This is a genomic window from Pseudomonas rosaeacicularis, from assembly GCF_057128745.1.
Window position 1 is genome coordinate 121,993 of record NZ_JBSKHT010000001.1, and the last position, 18,610, is coordinate 140,602.

Genomic DNA, 18,610 nt, shown 5'->3' on the forward strand with positions numbered 1-18,610 from the left:
ATTTGCGGGCATCTAAGAGCCGCACATTCTGGTGGCTAAGGCGAATTCGCACAAAGGGATAAATCCGATCCTGAGCATGAGTAAAACTCATGCGAGCTTTGAGCTACAGTTGGCGCCCAGTGCTGTAGCGATGGAATGAGGAAGCCCTGATGTCCCGAAGTCTTGCGCCGTTGTATGCGCTCCGAGCATTTGAAGCCGCGGCCCGGCATGCTTCATTCACGCGCGCCGCCGAAGAACTGTCGATCACCCAAAGCGCTGTGAGTCGGCACATCCGCACCCTTGAGGATCACTTTGCCTGCCGCTTGTTTCAGCGCAACGGTCGCAATCTGCAATTGACCGAAGCGGCGCGCACCTTGCTGCCGGGCATACGTGAGGGGTTTTCTGCGCTGGAGCGGGCGTGCAGCACGCTCTTCGCCGAAGAGGGCATCCTGCGCATGAAGGCGCCGTCGACGCTGACCATGCGCTGGCTGCTGGCGCGCCTGAGCCGTTTTCGTCATCTGCAGGTGGGCAACGAAGTGCAACTGACCAGCGCCTGGATGGACATCGACAACGTAGATTTCACCCAGGAGCCTTTTGATTGCGCGGTACTGCTCAGCCGAGGCCATTTCCCGCCCGAATGGGAAGCGACCTACCTATTTCCCGAACTGCTGATTCCGGTTGGGGCGCCGACGTTGCTAGAGGACCGACCATGGGATGTCGAGCGGTTGGCCAGCGCCGAGCTGCTGCACCCCACGCCGGACCGTCGTGACTGGCGCAGTTGGCTTGAGCGGATGGGTTTGTCCGATCAGGTTTCGCTCAAGGGCGGCCAGGTGTTCGATACCCTGGAGCTCGGCATGATTGCCGCCGCGCGCGGGTATGGCGTCTCCATGGGCGATTTGCTGATGGTCGCTGAAGACGTTGCGCAGGGACGTTTGAGCCTGCCTTGGCGAACGGCGGTGGTCAGTGGCGAGAATTACTATCTGGTCTGGCCGAAGACGCGGGCGGGCGGTGATCGTCTGCGCCGGCTCAGTGACTTCCTGCAAGCGGAGGTGCAGGCCATGGAGATGCCGGAGGTCACTATTCTGAAATAACCCGTAACCTTGATCGCCGTGCCGGAGTTCGTTATCCGGGCGTGGGACTCAAGTATTTTTGCTGTCAGCCGAATCCGTAATACAAGAGCCTTTTGTTCAAAGCGGCTCACGAAAAAACCTTCATTAAATTAGTCCGAACGTGCAGTCGGGATCAGGATGATCCGGTCGTTCGGTCAGGGAGTCTCCATGTCTCAACCTCGTGCCCGAATTGCATCCCAGCTGGGAATTGCTCTGGCAGTGATTCTCGCGATAGTGATCAGTGGCAGTACGCTGTTTGCTTTGCGCTCACTGGACACCGCTAACCTTGCGATTCGTGAAGAACATATGGGCAGCGAGGCGAGATTGCTGGCTGATCAACTTAATACGTTCCACAGCACGTTGCGTGACAGCACCCAGCGCCTGAGCGGTCTGTTTGAAAAACGCTTCAGCAGCGGGCTCACGCTGCAGACTGATCAGCAGATCAGCGTTGCAGCAGTGCAAACGCCTGCGTTGATTCTGGATGGCAACCCGCTTAACAACAATTTCGACCAGGTCGATGACTTCCGCAAAATGACTGCCGGCGTGGCCACTGTTTTTGTGCGCAGCGGCGAAGATTTCGTGCGCATCAGCACGTCGCTGACCAAGCAGGACGGCTCGCGGGCAATCGGCACGCTGCTTGATCACAAACACCCTGCTTACGAGCGCCTGTTGGCGGGGCAGGAATATGTCGGCCGCGCGCTGTTGTTTGATCGCTCATACATGACTCAATACACCCCTGTACGTGATGCGGCGGGCAAGGTTATCGCCGTACTGTTCGTAGGATTCGATTACACCGATGCGCAGAAAGCGCAGTTCGAAAACCTGAAAAACTTCCGAATCGGTTCGACCGGGTCCTTGGCGCTGCTTGACGAGCAAGACCGTTGGTTGGTACCTCCCGCGGGTGTGGCCGACCTGGATCAGGCAAGCAAAACCTTGGCGAGCTTCGTCAAACAGCCGGGCAAAGGCCAGATCTGGCAGGACGGTAGTAACGAGATCTACACCGTAGCCGCACCGTTTTCCGGTGGCCCGTGGGCCGTGCTGGCCAACATGCCGGAAGAGGAAATCAGCGCAGTCACTTGGAGTGTCGGCACTCAACTCGCCATCGGCAGCCTGCTGTCGATGCTGATCGCGGTCGGTGCGGCGATCTGGTTGCTGCGCAGCAAGCTCAAGCCGTTGTCCGATCTGGTCAATCAGGCCGAGGCTCTGGGCGCAGGTGATCTGAGCGTGCGCTCGAACGTGACCAGCCACGATGAAATCGGTCAGTTGGCTGGCAGCTTCAACAAGATGGGCGAAGCGCTGTCGACCATGGTGTCGCACATCCGCATCGCCGCGCAGGAAGTCAGCAGTCGGGCGCACGCGTTGTCTGGCCTGTCGGGCGGCGCTTATGAAGGCATGGAGCAGCAATCGGGCGAGATCACCAGCATGGCGGGGGCGGTCGAGGAGTTCAGCGCCACGGCCTTGAACATTGCCGACAACATGGGTCATACCGAGCGCCTGGCTCAGGGCAACGCGCAACAAACCCGCATTGGCCGCGCTTCGATGCATGAGGCTTCGGCGTCGCTGGAGCAGATCGCTGGCTCGCTCAGCAGCACGGCTACCGTGATCGACACCCTCGGTCAGCGCTCGCAGGAAATCGGCGGCATTGTCAGCGTCATCACCTCGATCGCCGAGCAAACCAACCTGCTGGCGCTTAACGCTGCAATTGAAGCGGCGCGTGCCGGTGAGCAAGGGCGCGGCTTTGCTGTGGTAGCCGACGAGGTGCGAAATCTCGCATCGCGCACACGTCAGGCGACCGACGAGATTTCCGGCATGATCACCAGCATCCAGCAGGAAACCGGCAACGCCATCAGCACCATGGAGCAGGGCAACACGTTGATGCAGGAAGGGTTGTCGCGCAACGCCAAGGTCGCGGCGGCCCTGGCTCAGATTGACGAGCAAAGCCGCTCAGCAGGCGAGCAATTTGCCGCCATCACCACCGCCACCCAGGAACAAAGCAACACTGCGACCTTGCTCAGCAGCAACCTGCAAAGCATTGCGCTGGCTAACAGCGAGCAACGTGAAGTGGTGTCAAACCTGGCTGTTACCGCGCAAGAGCTGAACGCATTGGCGGCGGATTTGCGGCGCGAGGTTGATCGGTTTCGGTAAAACCTGCGGTTTAGATTCGTAGGGGCGCGCTTGCCCGCGATTGCGTTTTGGCGGCAAATACCTGTTCGCCAAACTGGCTTCTTCGCGGACAGGTCCGCTCCCACAATGGATATGCTGTCCTCGGACAGCTTAGTTCAACGCTCACCCCGTTGGGGCGAGGCTTGCCCGCGAAGCTGATCACTGCCCCGAACCTGCGCGCTGGGCCTGATTCCACCGGCTGCTTAACAGATGTCCAGATAGATAGGCATGACACTATTGAGGGTCAATGGCGCCAACTGCATCTGTTGGTAACTATGCCGATCGACCCACACCGCTTCTTCGATTTCAGCAGCGGCATGAACTGGAACGTTGATGACAACCTTGAAAAGCTCGCAATGCACATCAAAGCCCGGCTCGTTCGCTGCCTGAGCACTGTACGTACCTAAGAAATGCGCTTGAGCTGGATCCATCCGTATTCCTAGCTCCTCTTTTAGCTCGCGAGCCAAAGCATCCACTGGCTGCTCGCCGGGTTCGATCTTACCGCCCGGTTGCATAAACGAATGTGTACCGCGCTTGCGTACCAATAGGGTCTTTCCGTCAGAACCGATCAGTAGGGCGGCAGCAATGCGAATTGATTCAGTCACGATGAGCCCTTAATTCAAAAGGCCTAGTGTAAGAACTTTGACCAGGCTGCGCTTGCTGGTGAGCAAGAGCGAGGGTGTACGGAGCTGTGGGGGGAGTTATGCAATCTGGCATTGCGGCCCTTTGAGGCGACCGATTAGATGTCGTGCATGATCACCTGCGTCCAGCAGGGGACCGGCAACGCGAATCGCACCATGGATTAGTGACCATTGCTTGCAGGCCATTGGCGTGCGGCGTACAGAATTCGTAATATCAAGATCGCGGTAGGACTCTCGCAGTAGATCACCAGATAGTTTGGCTTCACGACCATTCGCGTGTGCCCTCCACCCGGCCAGATTTATACAGTCGCGGGTGTTGAAGTAATTGCGCTATCCGTGTCTGGATTTCATCTTTCAAGCATTGCGCAGCCTGGGGATTTACGTCCGAGATGTAATCGATGATTGCCAGAAAATCTTTTCTGGCAGGTCCGCTCCATTCAATTTTCGGCACGACGCTTCCTGTCTATCAACGCTTGAGCATCGGCCATCACCTGTTCGTGTGACATAGCCGGCGCAGCATCTTCCATGGCTTCACGCACTTTGGCGCGAAACCAGGTGTCGTAGGCATCTGAATCGCTGGTAAAGCCCGGCGGGAGGGCCCCCTCTTTCGCCACGCGGGTCAATAAAATTCTGACGGCATCAGATACCGTAAGTCCAAATTTTGCCAGGTTCGCCGCCGCCTGAACCTTGAGTTCGTCATCTATTCGCACGTGCAGCATTGAGGTGTGGGTCGCCATTTCCATCTCTCCTGAAAAGGCTGACTATGTATCTCATTCGAGATACAGGCAATGTCGTTCATCAGTTACTCGACGGCCGATACTGCAACGCCTCGGCGATATGGCGGCGGGCGATGGCATCGACGCGCTCAAGGTCGGCCAGGGTTCGGGCGACTTTGAGCAATCGGTGAGCGGCTCGCAGCGATAAGGTGAGCCGCTCGCAGGCGGTTTCAAGCCAGGCTTCGTCTTCGGCGGTCAGTGCGCAGTGTTGGCGCAACGCGGGGAGGTCGAGGAACGCGTTGGCGCATCCCTGGCGTTTTTGCTGGCGTTCCCGCGCTTCTGCGACGAGCAGCGATGCGCTGGCGCTATCGTCCCCTTTTTGGGGCGTCGGCGTGAGTGAAGTGGTTTCCCGGGCGACGGTCAGGTGCAGGTCAATGCGGTCCAGCAGCGGCCCGGACAGTTTGTTTCGATAGCGCTGGATTTGATCCGTCGAACAGCGGCAGCGTCCCGTTGGCTCACCCAGATAGCCACACGGGCAGGGGTTCATGGCGGCGACCAACTGAAAACGCGCCGGGAATCGCACCCGATCCCTAGCCCGGGAAATCACGATATGGCCGGACTCCAGAGGCTCCCTCAAGACCTCGAGCACGCGCCTGTCGAACTCGGGTAATTCGTCCAGAAACAGCACTCCGTGATGCGCCAATGTAATCTCGCCGGGTTGTGGACGACTACCGCCACCGACCAGCGCCGGACCGGAAGCCGAGTGATGGGGTTGGCGGAACGGGCGCTGTGGCCAACTGGTCAGCGGCGTATGGCTGGCCACCGATTGGATGGCCGCAACTTCCAGCGCTTCGTATTCATCGAGCGGCGGCAACAGCCCCGGCAAGCGACTGGCAAGCAAGGTTTTGCCGGTGCCGGGCGGGCCGCTGAACAGCAGGTTATGGGCGCCCGCCGCGGCCACCAGCAAGGCGCGCTTTGCAGCGGCCTGGCCTTGCACTTCGCTGAGATCAGGATAGGGCCGGGTTTGCAGGATCAACCCTTTGGACTGATAGGGCGCGATAGGGCTGCGGCCGTTCAGGTGCGCAACCAGTTCAAGCAAGTGATTGACTGCGATAACGCGCAGGCCCGATGCCAGACAGGCCTCTTCGGCGTTGACTGCCGGGACGATCAGCGTGTGCCCGGCCTCGCGCGCAGCCAGCGCGGCTGGCAACACTCCCTGCACCGGTCGAATCGCCCCCGACAGCGCCAACTCACCCAAGCATTCTACGGCTTGCAGCGCGAGTGCCGGGACTTGCGCGCTGGCTGCCAGCAGTCCCAATGCAATCGCCAGATCGAATCGTCCGCCGTCTTTGGGCAGATCCGCAGGTGCCAGATTGAGGGTGATGCGCCGTGCTGGAAACTCCAGTCCGCAATTGAGAATGGCGCTGCGCACCCGGTCCTTGCTCTCCTTCACCGCGCCTTCGGGTAACCCCACCAGCGTCAGTGTTGGCAGGCCGTTCGCCAGATGGCATTCAACAGTCACGGCGGGCGCTTCAACGCCGACCTGAGCGCGGCTGTGGACGATAGCGAGGGACATAGACATTCCTTGATGGAGACAGACCGCGTCCTGCGGTGTGGCAAAGGATAGTCATCAAGGAGGGGAACAGCTGGAGCGAAAAGGTTCAGGGTGTTTCGTGGCGACGGGCACCCGCCTTTAGGGGAGAATTCATTCGGAATGCATTTCAAGGCAATGCAGATGTATCGCCTGAACTGAAGTCTCGCGAAGGAATTCGCTCGTACAGAGTCAGCGCGTTAATCAATCCGCCGGCGGCGCGAGCTTAGCTTCCATCTCGGCCATTTTGGCTTCCAGCGCTTCGAGGCGGGCGCGGGTGCGGGCGAGGACGATCATCTGGCTGTCAAATTCTTCCCGGCTGACCAAATCCAGTTTGCTGAAGCCACTTTGCAGGAGGGCTTTGAACTGGGTCTCGAATTCATTGCGGGGTAGTTGAGTGTCGCTACTCAGCAGACGGGAAGCGTGGCCACTGACGGCATCGAGAAAGGCTTTTGGGGCGAGCATGATGGTTTTCCGTAAATCAGATGCGCAGCAGTGTAGCACGCAGCGTCTATAGTCATTTTGGGGTAGCGAGTGCACGTTTATCGAGCATGCGTCCGGGCACTGGCGCACTGTTGTTGTGCGTGTCCCTTGGATGATGGCTACCTGCACTGCTCAGATGACGATGGATTAGCTGTATTCAGTGGAATTCAATGAAATGGCAAGCTTTCTGCTTAGTGGCTTATGACCCATGCACTGATGCAGTCGCTGTGACGAATCCAGTGCGACAGGCGGAGCGGGGAAGTGTTTCGTCAGGAGCGGTTTTCTGGCGTTGATCTGGTCTGTTTCAGGCCATCGACGCGTTACAAAGCCAGACACTGCGCTTAGACTTGAGTCGGGTTTGTTTTCCTGGGGCAAGTCCACCAATTCGGGAGAAAGTTTCATGAAGCTAGTCACTGCCATCATCAAGCCGTTCAAGTTGGATGACGTACGCGAGTCGTTATCCGAAATCGGCGTGCAGGGCATCACGGTAACTGAAGTCAAAGGCTTCGGACGTCAGAAAGGCCACACCGAGCTGTATCGCGGTGCGGAATATGTAGTCGACTTCCTTCCCAAGGTGAAGATCGATGTTGCGATCGACGACAAGGATCTGGATCGGGTTATCGAAGCGATAACCAAAGCAGCCAACACTGGCAAGATCGGTGACGGCAAGATCTTCGTGGTTAATCTGGAACAGGCCATTCGCATCCGTACCGGCGAAACCGATACCGACGCAATCTAAGCCGCCAACCCCAACGCCCCAGGAGAAAACAATATGACTCTGCGTCAATTCGCAGGGCTAGGAGCCCTGTTGTCCCTCGTAACCCCTGGCTTGGCCATGGCGGCAGACGAAGTGGCAGCCCCAGTCCTCAACTCAGGCGACACCGCCTGGATGCTGACTTCGACCGCTTTGGTGCTGTTCATGACCATTCCCGGTCTGGCACTGTTCTACGGCGGCATGGTTCGCTCGAAAAACATTCTTTCCGTGATGATGCAGTGCTTTGCCATTACCGGCCTGATCAGCATCCTGTGGGTCATTTACGGCTACAGCATTGCGTTCGACACCACCGGTATGGAAGCAGGCGTCGTCAATTTCAACTCCTTCTTCGGCGGCATGGGCAAGGCGTTCCTGGCGGGTATTACCCCAGCCAGCATCACTGGCCCGGCTGCGCTGTTCCCTGAAGCGGTGTTCGTCACCTTCCAGATGACCTTCGCCATCATCACTCCCGCTTTGATCGTCGGTGCTTTCGCAGAACGTATGAAGTTCTCCGCGATGCTGATCTTCATGGCCATCTGGTTCACTCTGGTCTACGCGCCAATTGCGCACATGGTCTGGAGCGGCGTCGGTGGTCTGTTGTGGGACTGGGGCGTACTCGACTTCGCAGGCGGCACGGTTGTTCACATCAACGCCGGTGTTGCAGGTCTGGTGGCTTGCCTGGTGCTGGGCAAACGTAAAGGTTTCCCGACCACCCCGATGGCTCCACATAACCTGGGTTACACCCTGGTTGGCGCGGCAATGCTCTGGGTCGGCTGGTTCGGCTTCAACGCAGGCTCCGCTGCTGCAGCCAACGGCACTGCCGGTATGGCGATGCTGGTTACCCAAATCGCGACCGCCGCTGCAGCACTGGGCTGGATGTTCGCTGAATGGCTGACCCACGGTAAGCCAAGCGCACTGGGTATCGCATCGGGTGTGGTTGCAGGTCTGGTGGCAATCACCCCAGCGGCCGGTACTGTTGGCCCAATGGGCGGTCTGATTATTGGTCTGGCGGCAGGCATTGTGTGCTTCTTCTGCGCAACTACCCTCAAGCGCAAAATGGGCTACGACGACTCCCTGGATGCCTTCGGCGTTCACGGTATCGGCGGTATCCTCGGCGCGATCCTGACCGGTGTGTTCGCAGCCCCTTCGCTGGGCGGCTTCGGCACCGTGACTGACATCGCTGCACAAGTCTGGATTCAGTGCAAAGGCGTAGGCTTCACGGTTGTCTACACCGGCATCGTGACCTTCATCATCCTCAAGGTTCTGGACGCCGTCATGGGTCTGCGTGTAACCGAAGAAGAAGAAGCGGTCGGCCTCGATCTGGCGCAACACAACGAACGTGGCTACAACTTGTAATCACGCTTGAAAAAAATGCCCGGGCGACCGGGCATTTTTTTGTCTGGCGTTTGTCGATAGCGTGTTCGTCAACGCTTTCGCACACAGCCGCTGCGGTTTCAGCGGTAGTTTGCAGGCGGCGGCGAGGTTATCGCGAAGTCATATCAGCGTTGGCGAGAGGCTTACAAACAAGGTCGCTCATTAGGCGCTTTGTTTTTTTTTCCAGCGCGTTAGAATGCGCGCCGACAGGCGGAGAACTGTATGTGGCAACAGACCAGAATCACCCTGCGGGCAAGGCCCCGTGGATTTCATCTGGTGACCGACGAGCTCATCGCAGGGCTTCCCCAACTGCGTGAATGCCGTGTCGGACTGTTGCATCTGTGGCTGCAGCATACCTCGGCGTCGTTGACCATCAACGAAAACGCCGACCCGGCAGTGCGACGTGATTTCGAGCGTTTCTTCAACCGTCTGGTGCCTCAAAGCGTGGACGGATATGAGCATGACGACGAAGGTCCCGACGACCTGCCTGCGCACTTCAAAGCCAGTTTGCTAGGCTGCCAGCTTGTTCTGCCAATAACGGCTGGGCGGCTCGCGTTAGGGATCTGGCAGGGTGTTTATTTAGGTGAGCATCGCGATGCAGGCGGTGCGCGTAACGTCCTTGCCACCCTTCAGGGTGAAAGGGCATGACCGCTGGTTAACAGCGGGTGTTGAATTTTTTCCGCCTGTCTTAGAAATTATGCACAGCTGGGCTATAACTAATCTGCTTTCGCAAGTCATGAGGTAGAACATGAGCGACGACGACATCGATAACGAAGGTCTGGAAGACGATCTGGAAGGCGAAGATGGTGTGGAGCTTGCCGCTCCTCCCGAAGAGGATGGCTCGGAAGTTGATGATGGCGCCGAAGTCTCCGTAACTCCTGCCAAAGGCAAGGCTAAGGCCGCTGTATCGGTTGATGAACTGCCGAGCGTAGAGGCAAAAAACAAAGACCGTGATGCCCTGGCTCGCGCGATGGAAGAGTTCATCTCGCGTGGCGGCAAGGTGCAGGAAGTGGAGGCCAACGTGGTCGCCGATCCGCCCAAGAAGCCTGACAACAAGTACGGTAGCCGCCCTATCTAAAGGGTGTCAGATGCCGTGCTGGAAAAAGCCCGCTGTCGCTGCGGGCTTTTTTGTGTGTGGGATTTGCGGCCGACGCGACCCATTTGTAGGAGCTGCCGAAGGCTGCGATGCAATTTGTCTGACACTCCGCTATCGCAGCCTTCGGCGGCTCGGCAACTCCTACAGGTCAGACGTTTAACTCCAGCGGGCCAGGACGTCTGGCAACTGCGTCAGGCTGCTGATCTCGGCGTCAGGCGCTTTTTCTGCTTCCCACAGCTTACCGCTCGGGTTGTACCAGATCGCCCGCATGCCGGCCTGTTGAGCGCCAGCGATGTCGTCGCCTGGGTGGTCGCCGACATGCACAGCGTGCTGAGCGTCTGCGTTGCCACGCTTAAGGGCTTCGACGAAGGGAGCGGGATCGGGTTTGCCGATGCCCAGGTCTTCAGCGCACAGGGCGAAGGAAAAGTAATCCGCCAACCCCAACCGACGCACGTCGGCGTTGCCGTTGGTCACGACCCCCAGTGTGTAGGTCTTGGTCAGAATCTCCAGCGTTGGCACCACTTCCGGGAAGATATCCAGTTGATGGCGGCCGTGCAAAAACACTTCAAAACCCTGATCGGCCAGATCTTGCGCCTGCGCATGAGCGTAGCCGGCATCTTCGAGCGCATGAAACAACACGCGCCTTCGCAGCGCACTGATGCGGTGCTTGTAGCCTGGATCTGCCTCGACCAGCCGCGCACGGATTTCCCACAAGTGCTCGACCGGAACCGGGCCCAGTTTTGGGGCGTGCACCGCCAGCCAGTCTCGCAAAGAGGCTTCTGCACCGACAATCGCCGGTGCGGTTTCCCACAGCGTGTCGTCCAGATCAAACGTGATCAGCTTAATGCTCATGGTCGGAAGAACCCTTGCGTTTGGCCCTCGGGTGGGCGCTGTCGTACACCGTCGCCAGATGCTGGAAGTCTAGGTGGGTATAGATTTGAGTGGTGGAGATGTCTGAGTGACCGAGCAATTCCTGCACCGCGCGCAGATCCTGAGAGGACTCCAGCAAATGGCTGGCGAAGGAGTGACGCAGCATGTGCGGGTGCAAGTTCTGCCCCAGCTCGCGCTCACCCGCTGCTTTAACCCGCAGCTGAATGGCCCGTGGTCCCAAGCGTCGACCCTGCTGGCTGACGAACACGGCGTCGTCCTGAGGATTCGCTAGCAAGCGCAGCTTGAGCCACTCGGTCAGTGCCTCGCGGGCTTTGCTACCAACGGGAAGCACGCGGGTCTTGCTGCCCTTGCCCAGTACCTGAACCAGCCCGTCGGCGATATCCAACTGCTCGCAGTTCAGGCCGGTAAGCTCGGATAAACGCAGTCCCGAAGAATAAAAGAGCTCCAGAATCGCCTGATCGCGGCGGGCCAGGAAATCATCCTCGACGCCGCCTTCGAGCAATTGCAGTGTGCGGTCGGCATCCAGGGTTTTCGGCAGGCGCTTCTCACCCTTTGGGGGCGATAGACCGGTGGCCGGATCGTGTTCGCAAATACCTTCGCGATTGAGGTATTGGTAGAAACCGCGCACGGCGGACAGCAGCCTGGCGAGACTGCGGGACGACTGGCCTAGGTGATGCAGGCGTGCGACCAGACTGCGCAAGGATTGAACGTCCAGCGCGGTCCAGCTCGTGATTTGTTGTTTCTCGCAGTAGGCGAGCACTTTGTTCAGGTCGCGCCGATAAGCATCCAGCGTGTGCGGCGACACTTGGCGCTCACTGCGCAGGTGAGTGCAGTAAGCGTCCAGGTGCGTTTGCATGGCTAGCGAACCGAGCGCAAAGCGCTGGTGTGGCGAGGCAGCAAGCGCGCGAGCACGTCGGCGATGTACGTCAGAAATAACGTGCCAACCGAGCTTTTATAGTGCTGCGGATCACGGCTGCCAATGGCGAGCAGGCCGTGCAAGCCTTGATGGTTCAACGCAACGATGGCGGTTGAACCAACCTCCTTGCTCTGCTCGGCACCAAACAGAAACTCCAGCTCATGCTCGCGCAGTGCGCCGCAGATGGTCTTGTCGCCAGAAATCAGGCCGCCCACGGCTTTCTGCGCCTGTTCGCTGCTGACCCAGCGCCCGACCGGCATCGGGTTTTCGCTGAACAGAATCAGGCCGACAAAAGGCACCTGAAAATCCTGACGCAGGCTGTCTTCCACCGCGATGACGATTTCTTCCAGGCTGGTCGCATCCATCAGGTTTAGGATCAGGCGGCGAGTTTTATCGAACAGGCGGTCATTGTCGCGGGCCACGTCCATCAATTGCGAAAGCCTGTGACGCATCTCTATGTTGCGTTCGCGCAGCAGCTTGAGTTGGCGCTCCACCAGCGACACGGTGTCGCCGCGCTGATGCGGAATGCGCATCGCCGTCAGCAGCTCATCGTGTTCGGCGAAGAATTCCGGGTGTTGCTGCAAGTAGGCTGCGACCGCCTCGGCTTCAAGGGTTGGCGCTGCGCTATCGGCAGGCGATTCGCTGGGCGTGTCGGTTGAAGCCTGAGGCTGGTCGGTCATTGGATAATCTCGCTCATAGACGTACTTGGCCTTCGAAGACCCTAACCGCCGGGCCAGTCATCAGCACCGGATGGCCGGGGCCCGCCCATTCGAGGGACAGGCGTCCGCCGGGCAGGTCGATCAGCAACGGCGAGTCCATCCAGCCTTGGCTGATGGCGGCCACTGCTGCGGCGCAGGCGCCGGTACCGCAGGCTTGGGTTTCCCCGACGCCGCGTTCCCAGACGCGCAATTGTGCGCGCTGACGATCGACTACGTGCAAAAAGCCGACGTTTGCCCGGGCCGGGAAGCGCGGGTGATGTTCCAGTTTCGGACCCAGCGTGTGGACGGGCGCATTGTTTATGTCGTAGACACGCAGCACCGCATGGGGATTGCCCATTGACACTGCGGCAAGCTCAAAACTCTGGCCGTCGACTTCAACGCTGTAGCTTTCGGCCTGGGCGGGCGCATCGAACGGGATATCAGCGGGCACCAGACGAGGCGCGCCCATGTCGACGCTGATCTGTCCGTCGTTGCGAATATCCAGCTCGATGATGCCGCTCTTGGTCTCGACGCGGATCTGCTTCTTGGCGGTCAGACGCTTGTCCAGAACGAAGCGGGCAAAGCAGCGTGCACCGTTGCCGCACTGCTCGACTTCGGAACCGTCGGAATTAAAAATACGATAGCGAAAGTCCACATCCGGGTTGCTCGGCGCCTCGACCAGCAGCAGCTGATCGAAACCGATACCGGTGTGGCGGTCGCCCCATTGCTTGGCGTGCTTGGGCAAAATGTGCGCGTGCTGGCTGACGAGGTCCAGCACCATGAAGTCGTTGCCCAGGCCATGCATCTTGGTAAAACGCAGCAGCATGGGAATTACTCCGGCAACAGGCTTTCGCCGGCAAACAACTCGGCCACGGTTTCACGGCGACGGACTTCGAACGCATCGCCGCCATCTACCAGCACTTCGGCGGTACGGCCGCGGGTGTTGTAGTTGGAACTCATGACGAAGCCATAGGCGCCAGCGGAATGCACGGCCAGCAGGTCGCCTTCGGCCAGCGCCAATTCGCGCTCCTTGGCCAGGAAATCACCGGTTTCGCAGATCGGGCCGACGATGTCGTACGTGCGCGTTGCAGTGTCACGCGGCTGCACAGCGGTCACGTCCATCCAGGCCTGGTATAGCGCCGGGCGGATCAGGTCGTTCATCGCCGCATCGACGATGGCGAAATCCTTGTGCTCGGTGTGCTTGAGGTATTCGACGCGGGTCAGCAGTACACCGGCGTTGGCCACGATGAAGCGACCGGGCTCGAACATCAGCGCCAGATCACGGCCTTCAAGGCGCTCGCGCACGGCTTTAATGTATTCGCTGGCCAGCGGTGGCTCTTCGTCGCGATAACGCACGCCCAGACCGCCGCCCAAATCGATGTGGTTCAGCAGAACGCCGCAGTCGGCGAGGCGATCAACCAGCGCGAGCAGGCGATCAAGCGCATCGACGAAGGGTTCCAGGGTGGTCAGCTGTGAGCCGATGTGGCAATCCACGCCGATCACTTCAAGGTTCGGCAATTGCGCAGCGCGGATATACACGTCTTCGGCGTCAGCGATGGCGATGCCGAATTTGTTTTCTTTAAGACCGGTGGAGATGTACGGATGGGTGCCGGCGTCTACGTCCGGGTTGACCCGTAGCGAAACCGGGGCGCGAACGCCCAGCTCAGCGGCTACCGTTTGCAGGCGCTCCAGCTCGTCGGTGGATTCGACGTTAAAGCAATGGACGCCGACTTCAAGCGCTCGGCGCATGTCTTCGCGGGTCTTGCCGACGCCGGAGAACACAATCTTGTCGGCCTGGCCGCCAGCGACCAGTACACGCTCCAGTTCGCCCCGGGACACGATGTCGAAACCGGCGCCCATGCGCGCCAGGACATTGAGTACGCCCAGGTTGGAGTTGGCTTTTACAGCGAAGCACACCAGGTGCGGCATGCCGCTCAGGGCATCGGCATAAGCGCGATATTGGGCTTCGATGTGGGCGCGGGAGTAAACGTAGGTTGGCGTACCAAAGCGCTCGGCGATGGCTGACAACGCAACTCCCTCCGCGAATAGCTCACCGTCGCGGTAGTTGAAGGCGTCCATGAATATTCCCTAGTTGGTCGTGTGCTTGTGCGGGGCAGGGTGGGTCTTGGCTTCAGGGCTGCTGGCGTTGGACGCATCGTCATCCGGCAGATACAGCGGGCCTTTTTGACCGCAGGCAGTAACAAGACACGCAACCGCTAGGAGCGCAGCTAGGGAAGAGATCAGGCGCTTCATGGCGAAATCCTTTGTATAAGCATTAATTGCGCCCGAGTATACCGACCACCCGACAGATTGCCTATGCGCCGAACTTCCCGTCTGGCGGGGCTTTGACGCGATGGCGGCGAATCGTGCAGTGATCGTGCGGATTTTTGGCGCCCCGACCCGCAATTGGGCGGGTATGCTTTGCAATTGCTGCAGAGCGACCGTATCTTGCGTCGCTGCGCCATCAGTAGACACTTTCGAGGTTCCCGCAATGAGTTTGACCGAAGCCCGCTTTCACGACCTGATCGATGCCACCCAAGAGAAACTTGAGGATATCTTCGACGAGGCCGATCCGGACCTGGACCTTGAGAGTTCGGCCGGTGTGCTGACGGTTAAATTCGAAAACGGCACGCAGTTCATTTTCAGTCGTCAGGAGCCCCTGCGTCAGCTGTGGCTTGCTGCGCCGGCCGGTGGTTTTCACTTCGACTATGACGAAGAAGGAAAGCGCTGGGTGTGCGACAAGAGCGATGAATTGCTGGGCGAAATGCTTCAGCGCCTGGCCAAGAGCCAAGCTGGCGCCGAGATCGATTTTGAGCCCATCGACGGAAATTGATCGTGACCGCCACTGCTGCTGCCAACCCGCCCCGCGCTCCCAAGCCCCTGTTCAGCAACGTCAGCCCGGCGGTGAAATCGCCCTGCATCAGCGTATGCCGGCTCGATGAAGCCAAGGTTTGTACCGGCTGCTATCGCCACGTCGAAGACATCCGCGAATGGCGCGCCGCGACCGACGAGCGTCGACGGGTGATCGTGGCCGAGTCCGAGGTTCGGCGGGCAAACGCGGTCTGACAACCGTTTTGATTCTTGCGTCAAACGCTTGCTTTTGTAGGAGCTGACGAGCCGAGCGAGGCTGCGATGCGGTACTCCTGACACACCGGGATCGCAGCCTCGCGCTGCTCGGCAGCTCCTACAGGACGTGTGAACCCCAATCCGGGCTCAAGCCTGATCCATCGCCTCGTTCAACGACTTCTCCAGTTGCGCTTTGTAGCGCAGGAACAGGATCGTTTGCCCGCGTTGATCGCTCAGTACGCCTGACAGGTCCAGGTCCGTGATGTAGCAGCGATAGCGTTCAGGCTCGCTACGCCGGTCGAGAATCTCCCGCACCACCACGGCAAACAGTTGCTCACCAAATTCCAGCTCGGAAAATTCTTTGCTGTTGCAGTACAGCGTCACGCTCACCAAACCGGGCGAGGCTTGCTCAACAATCGCCTGAACGTCATAGAAAGCTCTGTCTGCGGTCACGGCGGGTGCCTGACGCTGTTCAATCCGCCGCCCACGCCCCGAGCCGTCCGGCAAAACCCGGTAATACAAGGTTTCCAGGGATGGCGGATCAAGCGGATTTTCCAGCGGCAACGTTGTCCCGCGCCGGTACATTAGCGAGCTCAGAAAGCGCTGCAAGGGCAGCAACAGGCTCGACTCGTCGTAAAATGGCAAGCGCTGATGCCACACAGCGTTGTATTCATCGAGCACGTACAGGTCGGCATGCGCCTCACTGGTGCGATAGAACACCTGCACGCATTCCGGCTGCCCGTGGGGAATGATCAGCGACAGATCGCTGTCATCCAGCGCATGAGGGTCAAGGTGCAGCGGACTGTACGCCGGCAGCTCTTCGCTCAGGTAATCCAGCAGGGCGGGCAGGCTGTTGAGCGCAACGTGACTGACCTGCCCCGGAATGATTTCCAGCACGTGATAGTGCTGCTCGACCTGAATCAGAAAGCGGTGATTGAGCCCTCGCTTGAGCAGCAGTTGCGCGGTGTTGATCAACTCCTCGACCCGTTGGGCGATCGCCGGCGCCCGGTTGTGGCAAAAGCAACGCACGCGCACCGAGGGCGCTGGCCGGTTGGACGGAAAACTGTTGAGCAGCTCGGCCATGCAATCGAGCAGCGCGTGCGGGCCGTCGAAGCGATTGACCAACACCTCATTCCAGCTGTTGAGCGTGACCTGATCGAACGTCAGTACCAGGTTCTCCTTGACCCCGGCATAGCTCAGCGAGTCCGTGCGCTCGGTGGTCATCAGGATGTTCAGGTCCTTGTGATGCTTGAGCGGATCGACGCCGACGTTCACCAGCAGCAGGATTTCGCTCGGTATGCCTGGGCTCAACAATGCCGCTTCGCTGGCGGGCTGCAGCGGAAGGACGATGCTCTGCTGCAATGCGCCCTGCAAATGGAACAGCTCGAATTCGGTCAGATCGCTGGTGCCGGGGTGCAGCGCCAGGCGCGTGGTGCTGTCGATCACATTGTTGCGATGGCACCAAGTGAGCAGTTCCACCAACGCACGGCTGCGCTTGATCGGTGTGAAATTCTCCCACTCGTGGACGCCGAGATTACCGTTGTACAAGCCCCATTGGTATTTGCCGGGTTCGCGCTTGTTGGGCGACTGCACCAAGGTCAGTGTGTCCTCTGCCAGATCCGGTGCGATGCCCGGATTGACGAATTCCACCTTGCCGGCCTTGCGCTCGAAGGTCGCATACAGGCGGCGACCGAGCACGTTCAGGTCGCGTTTGGTGATCGAGCTGATCGCGTTTTGTGTGCGCGCAAACTGAGTAAGAAAGCGGTAGCTGAAATTGAGCTCAGTGACCAACGCCCGGCGCTCGCTGGACACTTGCCTCACTTTCCACTGGCTGCGGCTGTCGAGCAGCGCCAATTGACGCTCGTCCCAATTCCACTCCTTCGTCAGTCGTTCGAGCAAGTCGCGCTGCCAACTGTGATTGCGTGTGCGGGAAGGTCCGGTGAGCTTCTTGTTGATCTTCAAATACAGGCTGCGGCGCACCAGTTCCAGGCGCTCGGTCTCGCCGCGTGCGCGCAGATATTCCTCGATCCGGCGATAAACCATCATGTAGGGATCAAGTTCGTCGAGATTGGCGTGATTGGCGAACACCGCTTGCTTGAAACGCATGCTCAGGCACTGCACCTGAGGGTGTTCGCTGGCATAAACCTCGGTCAGCAATAGCTTGAGCACCGACTTGTAGGGCGCCTCGATGCCTTTGAAAAGCTGCCAGAGCCCGGCCCCGATGAATTCGCCGGGCGGGATGTGCGCCATGTTCCCCAGGTCAAGGATTTCGTCGGCGCGGATGAATCGCTTGGACAGCAACGTGTGCGCGTACTCGCTGTAACGCGCTTCCTCATACACCGGCACCAGCCACCACAGTGGTGTGCGCCCGGCCAGCCAGATGGCCGTGCGATAAAACTCATCGAGCAGCAGGTAATGCTGGGTAGTGCCGCAGTCTTCTCCACTCAGTTGCGCGTCGCGCTCGCCCAGGACAAACCGTTCAGGATTGATCAAAAAGAAATGCGCTTCTGCGCCCATCGTCGCCGCCCACATCTCTAGCGCGTGGCTTTTCTTGCGCAGGTCCTGCAGCGCCTCTGGCGAGAGCGTCGAGTCGTGGCAGATCCACACGTCCATGTCGCTTTGATCGGCCTGAGCCAGGGTGCCGAGGCTGCCCATCAGAAAGATGCCGTGAATCGGGTCTGGTGCAGTGCCGCGACGGGGCTTGTAGGAAAACGAGCGAGTCAGCCGTTGGGCTTCGGTAAGCGCCTGGGGATCTGGCTCGTAGCTGGAAACACCAGCGGGTGTGCTACCCGACACATAGCCCGGCAACAGCGGGTGATTGACATGAAAGAACAGCGGCAACAGGGTCAGCACTGATTGCTGACGTGACGACAGCCCTTCGTTGGCGCGGGCCAGTCGCCCTTCGTTAAGGGCCAGGAAGCGGGCACGCAGCTGGGTCAACACCTTTCGGTCGATGCCTTCGTCCAGATCCGGTCGAATTTCGAAATTTCGCTTCATCGCGACTCAGGCCGGCGAGCGGCAATGCAAGGGGGCGAGTTGAGCGACGAGCAAGAGGTGCAGCGCTGGAATGTTGTTCAGCGGCTGATGGTTCTTGGATGGCGCCAACCTGTATCGGCGCAGCTCCCTGAAAATG

At 59.3% G+C, this 18,610-nt stretch carries 20 protein-coding genes; 8 read left to right on the forward strand and 12 right to left on the reverse strand.

What is annotated here, in order from left to right:
• The first annotated feature begins 149 nt into the window (after window positions 1–149).
• Window positions 150–1,070: a LysR substrate-binding domain-containing protein gene (locus tag ACWKWM_RS00570; protein WP_483844255.1), complete on the forward strand. Its 921-nt coding sequence runs from the start codon at window positions 150–152 to the stop codon at window positions 1,068–1,070.
• Between the two features lie 186 nt (window positions 1,071–1,256).
• Window positions 1,257–3,233 (forward strand): methyl-accepting chemotaxis protein, encoded by a 1,977-nt coding sequence (locus ACWKWM_RS00575; protein ID WP_483844256.1) that lies wholly within the window; start codon window positions 1,257–1,259, stop codon window positions 3,231–3,233.
• Between the two features lie 221 nt (window positions 3,234–3,454).
• Here ACWKWM_RS00575 and ACWKWM_RS00580 read toward each other — a convergent pair whose 3' ends face one another.
• The 5 genes from ACWKWM_RS00580 to ACWKWM_RS00600 all read right to left on the reverse strand — a co-directional run bounded on the left by ACWKWM_RS00580 (window position 3,455) and on the right by ACWKWM_RS00600 (window position 6,664).
• Window positions 3,455–3,856 carry an NUDIX hydrolase gene (locus ACWKWM_RS00580; protein WP_483844257.1) on the reverse strand — a complete coding sequence of 134 codons (402 nt, stop codon included), beginning with the start codon at window positions 3,854–3,856 and terminating at the stop codon, window positions 3,455–3,457.
• 298 nt (window positions 3,857–4,154) lie between these two features.
• Window positions 4,155–4,343 (reverse strand): type II toxin-antitoxin system RelE/ParE family toxin, encoded by a 189-nt coding sequence (locus ACWKWM_RS00585; RefSeq protein ID WP_483844258.1) that lies wholly within the window; start codon window positions 4,341–4,343, stop codon window positions 4,155–4,157.
• Entirely contained in the window at window positions 4,330–4,629 is a 300-nt protein-coding gene (locus tag ACWKWM_RS00590; protein ID WP_483844259.1) for a type II toxin-antitoxin system RelB/DinJ family antitoxin, read from the reverse strand. The genes ACWKWM_RS00585 and ACWKWM_RS00590 overlap by 14 nt, the downstream gene beginning before the upstream one ends.
• Window positions 4,630–4,690: 61 nt before the next feature.
• A complete protein-coding gene (locus ACWKWM_RS00595) occupies window positions 4,691–6,184 on the reverse strand; it encodes a YifB family Mg chelatase-like AAA ATPase (protein WP_483844260.1) in 1,494 nt (497 codons plus the stop codon).
• Window positions 6,185–6,403: 219 nt separating this feature from the next.
• Complete coding sequence (locus ACWKWM_RS00600) at window positions 6,404–6,664, reverse strand: accessory factor UbiK family protein (RefSeq protein ID WP_483844261.1); 261 nt, start codon at window positions 6,662–6,664, stop codon at window positions 6,404–6,406.
• Between the two features lie 418 nt (window positions 6,665–7,082).
• On the opposite strand from ACWKWM_RS00600, the gene glnK reads away from it, so the two are divergent.
• From glnK to ACWKWM_RS00620, 4 genes are all read left to right on the forward strand, one after another.
• Window positions 7,083–7,421: a P-II family nitrogen regulator gene (gene glnK / locus ACWKWM_RS00605; protein ID WP_002555808.1), complete on the forward strand. Its 339-nt coding sequence runs from the start codon at window positions 7,083–7,085 to the stop codon at window positions 7,419–7,421.
• Between the two features lie 33 nt (window positions 7,422–7,454).
• Entirely contained in the window at window positions 7,455–8,792 is a 1,338-nt protein-coding gene (locus ACWKWM_RS00610; RefSeq protein ID WP_483844262.1) for an ammonium transporter, read from the forward strand.
• 240 nt (window positions 8,793–9,032) lie between these two features.
• Window positions 9,033–9,458 carry a secondary thiamine-phosphate synthase enzyme YjbQ gene (locus ACWKWM_RS00615; RefSeq protein WP_483844263.1) on the forward strand — a complete coding sequence of 142 codons (426 nt, stop codon included), beginning with the start codon at window positions 9,033–9,035 and terminating at the stop codon, window positions 9,456–9,458.
• Window positions 9,459–9,558: 100 nt separating this feature from the next.
• On the forward strand, window positions 9,559–9,888 hold the full coding sequence (locus ACWKWM_RS00620; protein WP_483844264.1) for a transcriptional regulator SutA: 330 nt from the start codon (window positions 9,559–9,561) through the stop codon (window positions 9,886–9,888).
• Between the two features lie 174 nt (window positions 9,889–10,062).
• Here the strand turns inward: ACWKWM_RS00620 and ACWKWM_RS00625 are convergent, their stop codons facing one another.
• From ACWKWM_RS00625 to lptM, 6 genes are read right to left on the reverse strand one after another with little or no spacing between them, the layout of a single operon-like run.
• Window positions 10,063–10,758 (reverse strand): HAD family hydrolase, encoded by a 696-nt coding sequence (locus ACWKWM_RS00625; RefSeq protein ID WP_483844265.1) that lies wholly within the window; start codon window positions 10,756–10,758, stop codon window positions 10,063–10,065.
• Complete coding sequence (xerC, locus tag ACWKWM_RS00630; protein ID WP_483844266.1) at window positions 10,748–11,653, reverse strand: tyrosine recombinase XerC; 906 nt, start codon at window positions 11,651–11,653, stop codon at window positions 10,748–10,750. The genes ACWKWM_RS00625 and xerC overlap by 11 nt, the downstream gene beginning before the upstream one ends.
• A 2-nt stretch (window positions 11,654–11,655) precedes the next feature.
• Window positions 11,656–12,393, reverse strand: a complete 738-nt coding sequence (locus ACWKWM_RS00635) for a DUF484 family protein (RefSeq protein WP_483844267.1) — start codon at window positions 12,391–12,393, stop codon at window positions 11,656–11,658.
• A gap of 13 nt (window positions 12,394–12,406) precedes the next feature.
• Window positions 12,407–13,237, reverse strand: a complete 831-nt coding sequence (gene dapF, locus ACWKWM_RS00640; RefSeq protein WP_483844268.1) for a diaminopimelate epimerase — start codon at window positions 13,235–13,237, stop codon at window positions 12,407–12,409.
• Between the two features lie 5 nt (window positions 13,238–13,242).
• Entirely contained in the window at window positions 13,243–14,490 is a 1,248-nt protein-coding gene (lysA, locus tag ACWKWM_RS00645; protein WP_483844269.1) for a diaminopimelate decarboxylase, read from the reverse strand.
• 9 nt (window positions 14,491–14,499) lie between these two features.
• Complete coding sequence (gene lptM / locus ACWKWM_RS00650) at window positions 14,500–14,664, reverse strand: LPS translocon maturation chaperone LptM (protein WP_349797959.1); 165 nt, start codon at window positions 14,662–14,664, stop codon at window positions 14,500–14,502.
• 238 nt (window positions 14,665–14,902) lie between these two features.
• Here lptM and cyaY point away from each other — a divergent pair, with 238 nt between their 5' ends.
• Both cyaY and ACWKWM_RS00660 read left to right on the forward strand, forming a co-directional pair.
• Entirely contained in the window at window positions 14,903–15,244 is a 342-nt protein-coding gene (gene cyaY / locus ACWKWM_RS00655) for an iron donor protein CyaY (protein ID WP_483844270.1), read from the forward strand.
• A 2-nt stretch (window positions 15,245–15,246) separates the two neighbouring features.
• Window positions 15,247–15,477, forward strand: coding sequence for a DUF1289 domain-containing protein (locus ACWKWM_RS00660; protein ID WP_483844271.1), 231 nt, complete (start codon window positions 15,247–15,249; stop codon window positions 15,475–15,477).
• Between the two features lie 147 nt (window positions 15,478–15,624).
• On the opposite strand, the gene ACWKWM_RS00665 is transcribed toward ACWKWM_RS00660, so the two are convergent.
• Entirely contained in the window at window positions 15,625–18,474 is a 2,850-nt protein-coding gene (locus ACWKWM_RS00665) for a class I adenylate cyclase (RefSeq protein WP_483844272.1), read from the reverse strand.
• Window positions 18,475–18,610 lie beyond the last annotated feature (136 nt).

What these genes read in the sequence shown, in the direction of transcription:
- ACWKWM_RS00570 (WP_483844255.1), top strand. Translation starts at nt 150, where the DNA reads ATGTCCCGAAGTCTTGCGCCGTTGTATGCGCTCCGAGCATTTGAAGCC.
- ACWKWM_RS00575 (WP_483844256.1), top strand. Translation starts at nt 1,257, where the DNA reads ATGTCTCAACCTCGTGCCCGAATTGCATCCCAGCTGGGAATTGCTCTG.
- ACWKWM_RS00590 (WP_483844259.1), bottom strand. Translation starts at nt 4,629, where the DNA reads ATGGCGACCCACACCTCAATGCTGCACGTGCGAATAGATGACGAACTC.
- ACWKWM_RS00595 (WP_483844260.1), bottom strand. Translation starts at nt 6,184, where the DNA reads ATGTCCCTCGCTATCGTCCACAGCCGCGCTCAGGTCGGCGTTGAAGCG.
- ACWKWM_RS00600 (WP_483844261.1), bottom strand. Translation starts at nt 6,664, where the DNA reads ATGCTCGCCCCAAAAGCCTTTCTCGATGCCGTCAGTGGCCACGCTTCC.
- glnK (WP_002555808.1), top strand. Translation starts at nt 7,083, where the DNA reads ATGAAGCTAGTCACTGCCATCATCAAGCCGTTCAAGTTGGATGACGTA.
- ACWKWM_RS00610 (WP_483844262.1), top strand. Translation starts at nt 7,455, where the DNA reads ATGACTCTGCGTCAATTCGCAGGGCTAGGAGCCCTGTTGTCCCTCGTA.
- ACWKWM_RS00615 (WP_483844263.1), top strand. Translation starts at nt 9,033, where the DNA reads ATGTGGCAACAGACCAGAATCACCCTGCGGGCAAGGCCCCGTGGATTT.
- ACWKWM_RS00620 (WP_483844264.1), top strand. Translation starts at nt 9,559, where the DNA reads ATGAGCGACGACGACATCGATAACGAAGGTCTGGAAGACGATCTGGAA.
- ACWKWM_RS00625 (WP_483844265.1), bottom strand. Translation starts at nt 10,758, where the DNA reads ATGAGCATTAAGCTGATCACGTTTGATCTGGACGACACGCTGTGGGAA.
- xerC (WP_483844266.1), bottom strand. Translation starts at nt 11,653, where the DNA reads ATGCAAACGCACCTGGACGCTTACTGCACTCACCTGCGCAGTGAGCGC.
- ACWKWM_RS00635 (WP_483844267.1), bottom strand. Translation starts at nt 12,393, where the DNA reads ATGACCGACCAGCCTCAGGCTTCAACCGACACGCCCAGCGAATCGCCT.
- dapF (WP_483844268.1), bottom strand. Translation starts at nt 13,237, where the DNA reads ATGCTGCTGCGTTTTACCAAGATGCATGGCCTGGGCAACGACTTCATG.
- lysA (WP_483844269.1), bottom strand. Translation starts at nt 14,490, where the DNA reads ATGGACGCCTTCAACTACCGCGACGGTGAGCTATTCGCGGAGGGAGTT.
- lptM (WP_349797959.1), bottom strand. Translation starts at nt 14,664, where the DNA reads ATGAAGCGCCTGATCTCTTCCCTAGCTGCGCTCCTAGCGGTTGCGTGT.
- cyaY (WP_483844270.1), top strand. Translation starts at nt 14,903, where the DNA reads ATGAGTTTGACCGAAGCCCGCTTTCACGACCTGATCGATGCCACCCAA.
- ACWKWM_RS00665 (WP_483844272.1), bottom strand. Translation starts at nt 18,474, where the DNA reads ATGAAGCGAAATTTCGAAATTCGACCGGATCTGGACGAAGGCATCGAC.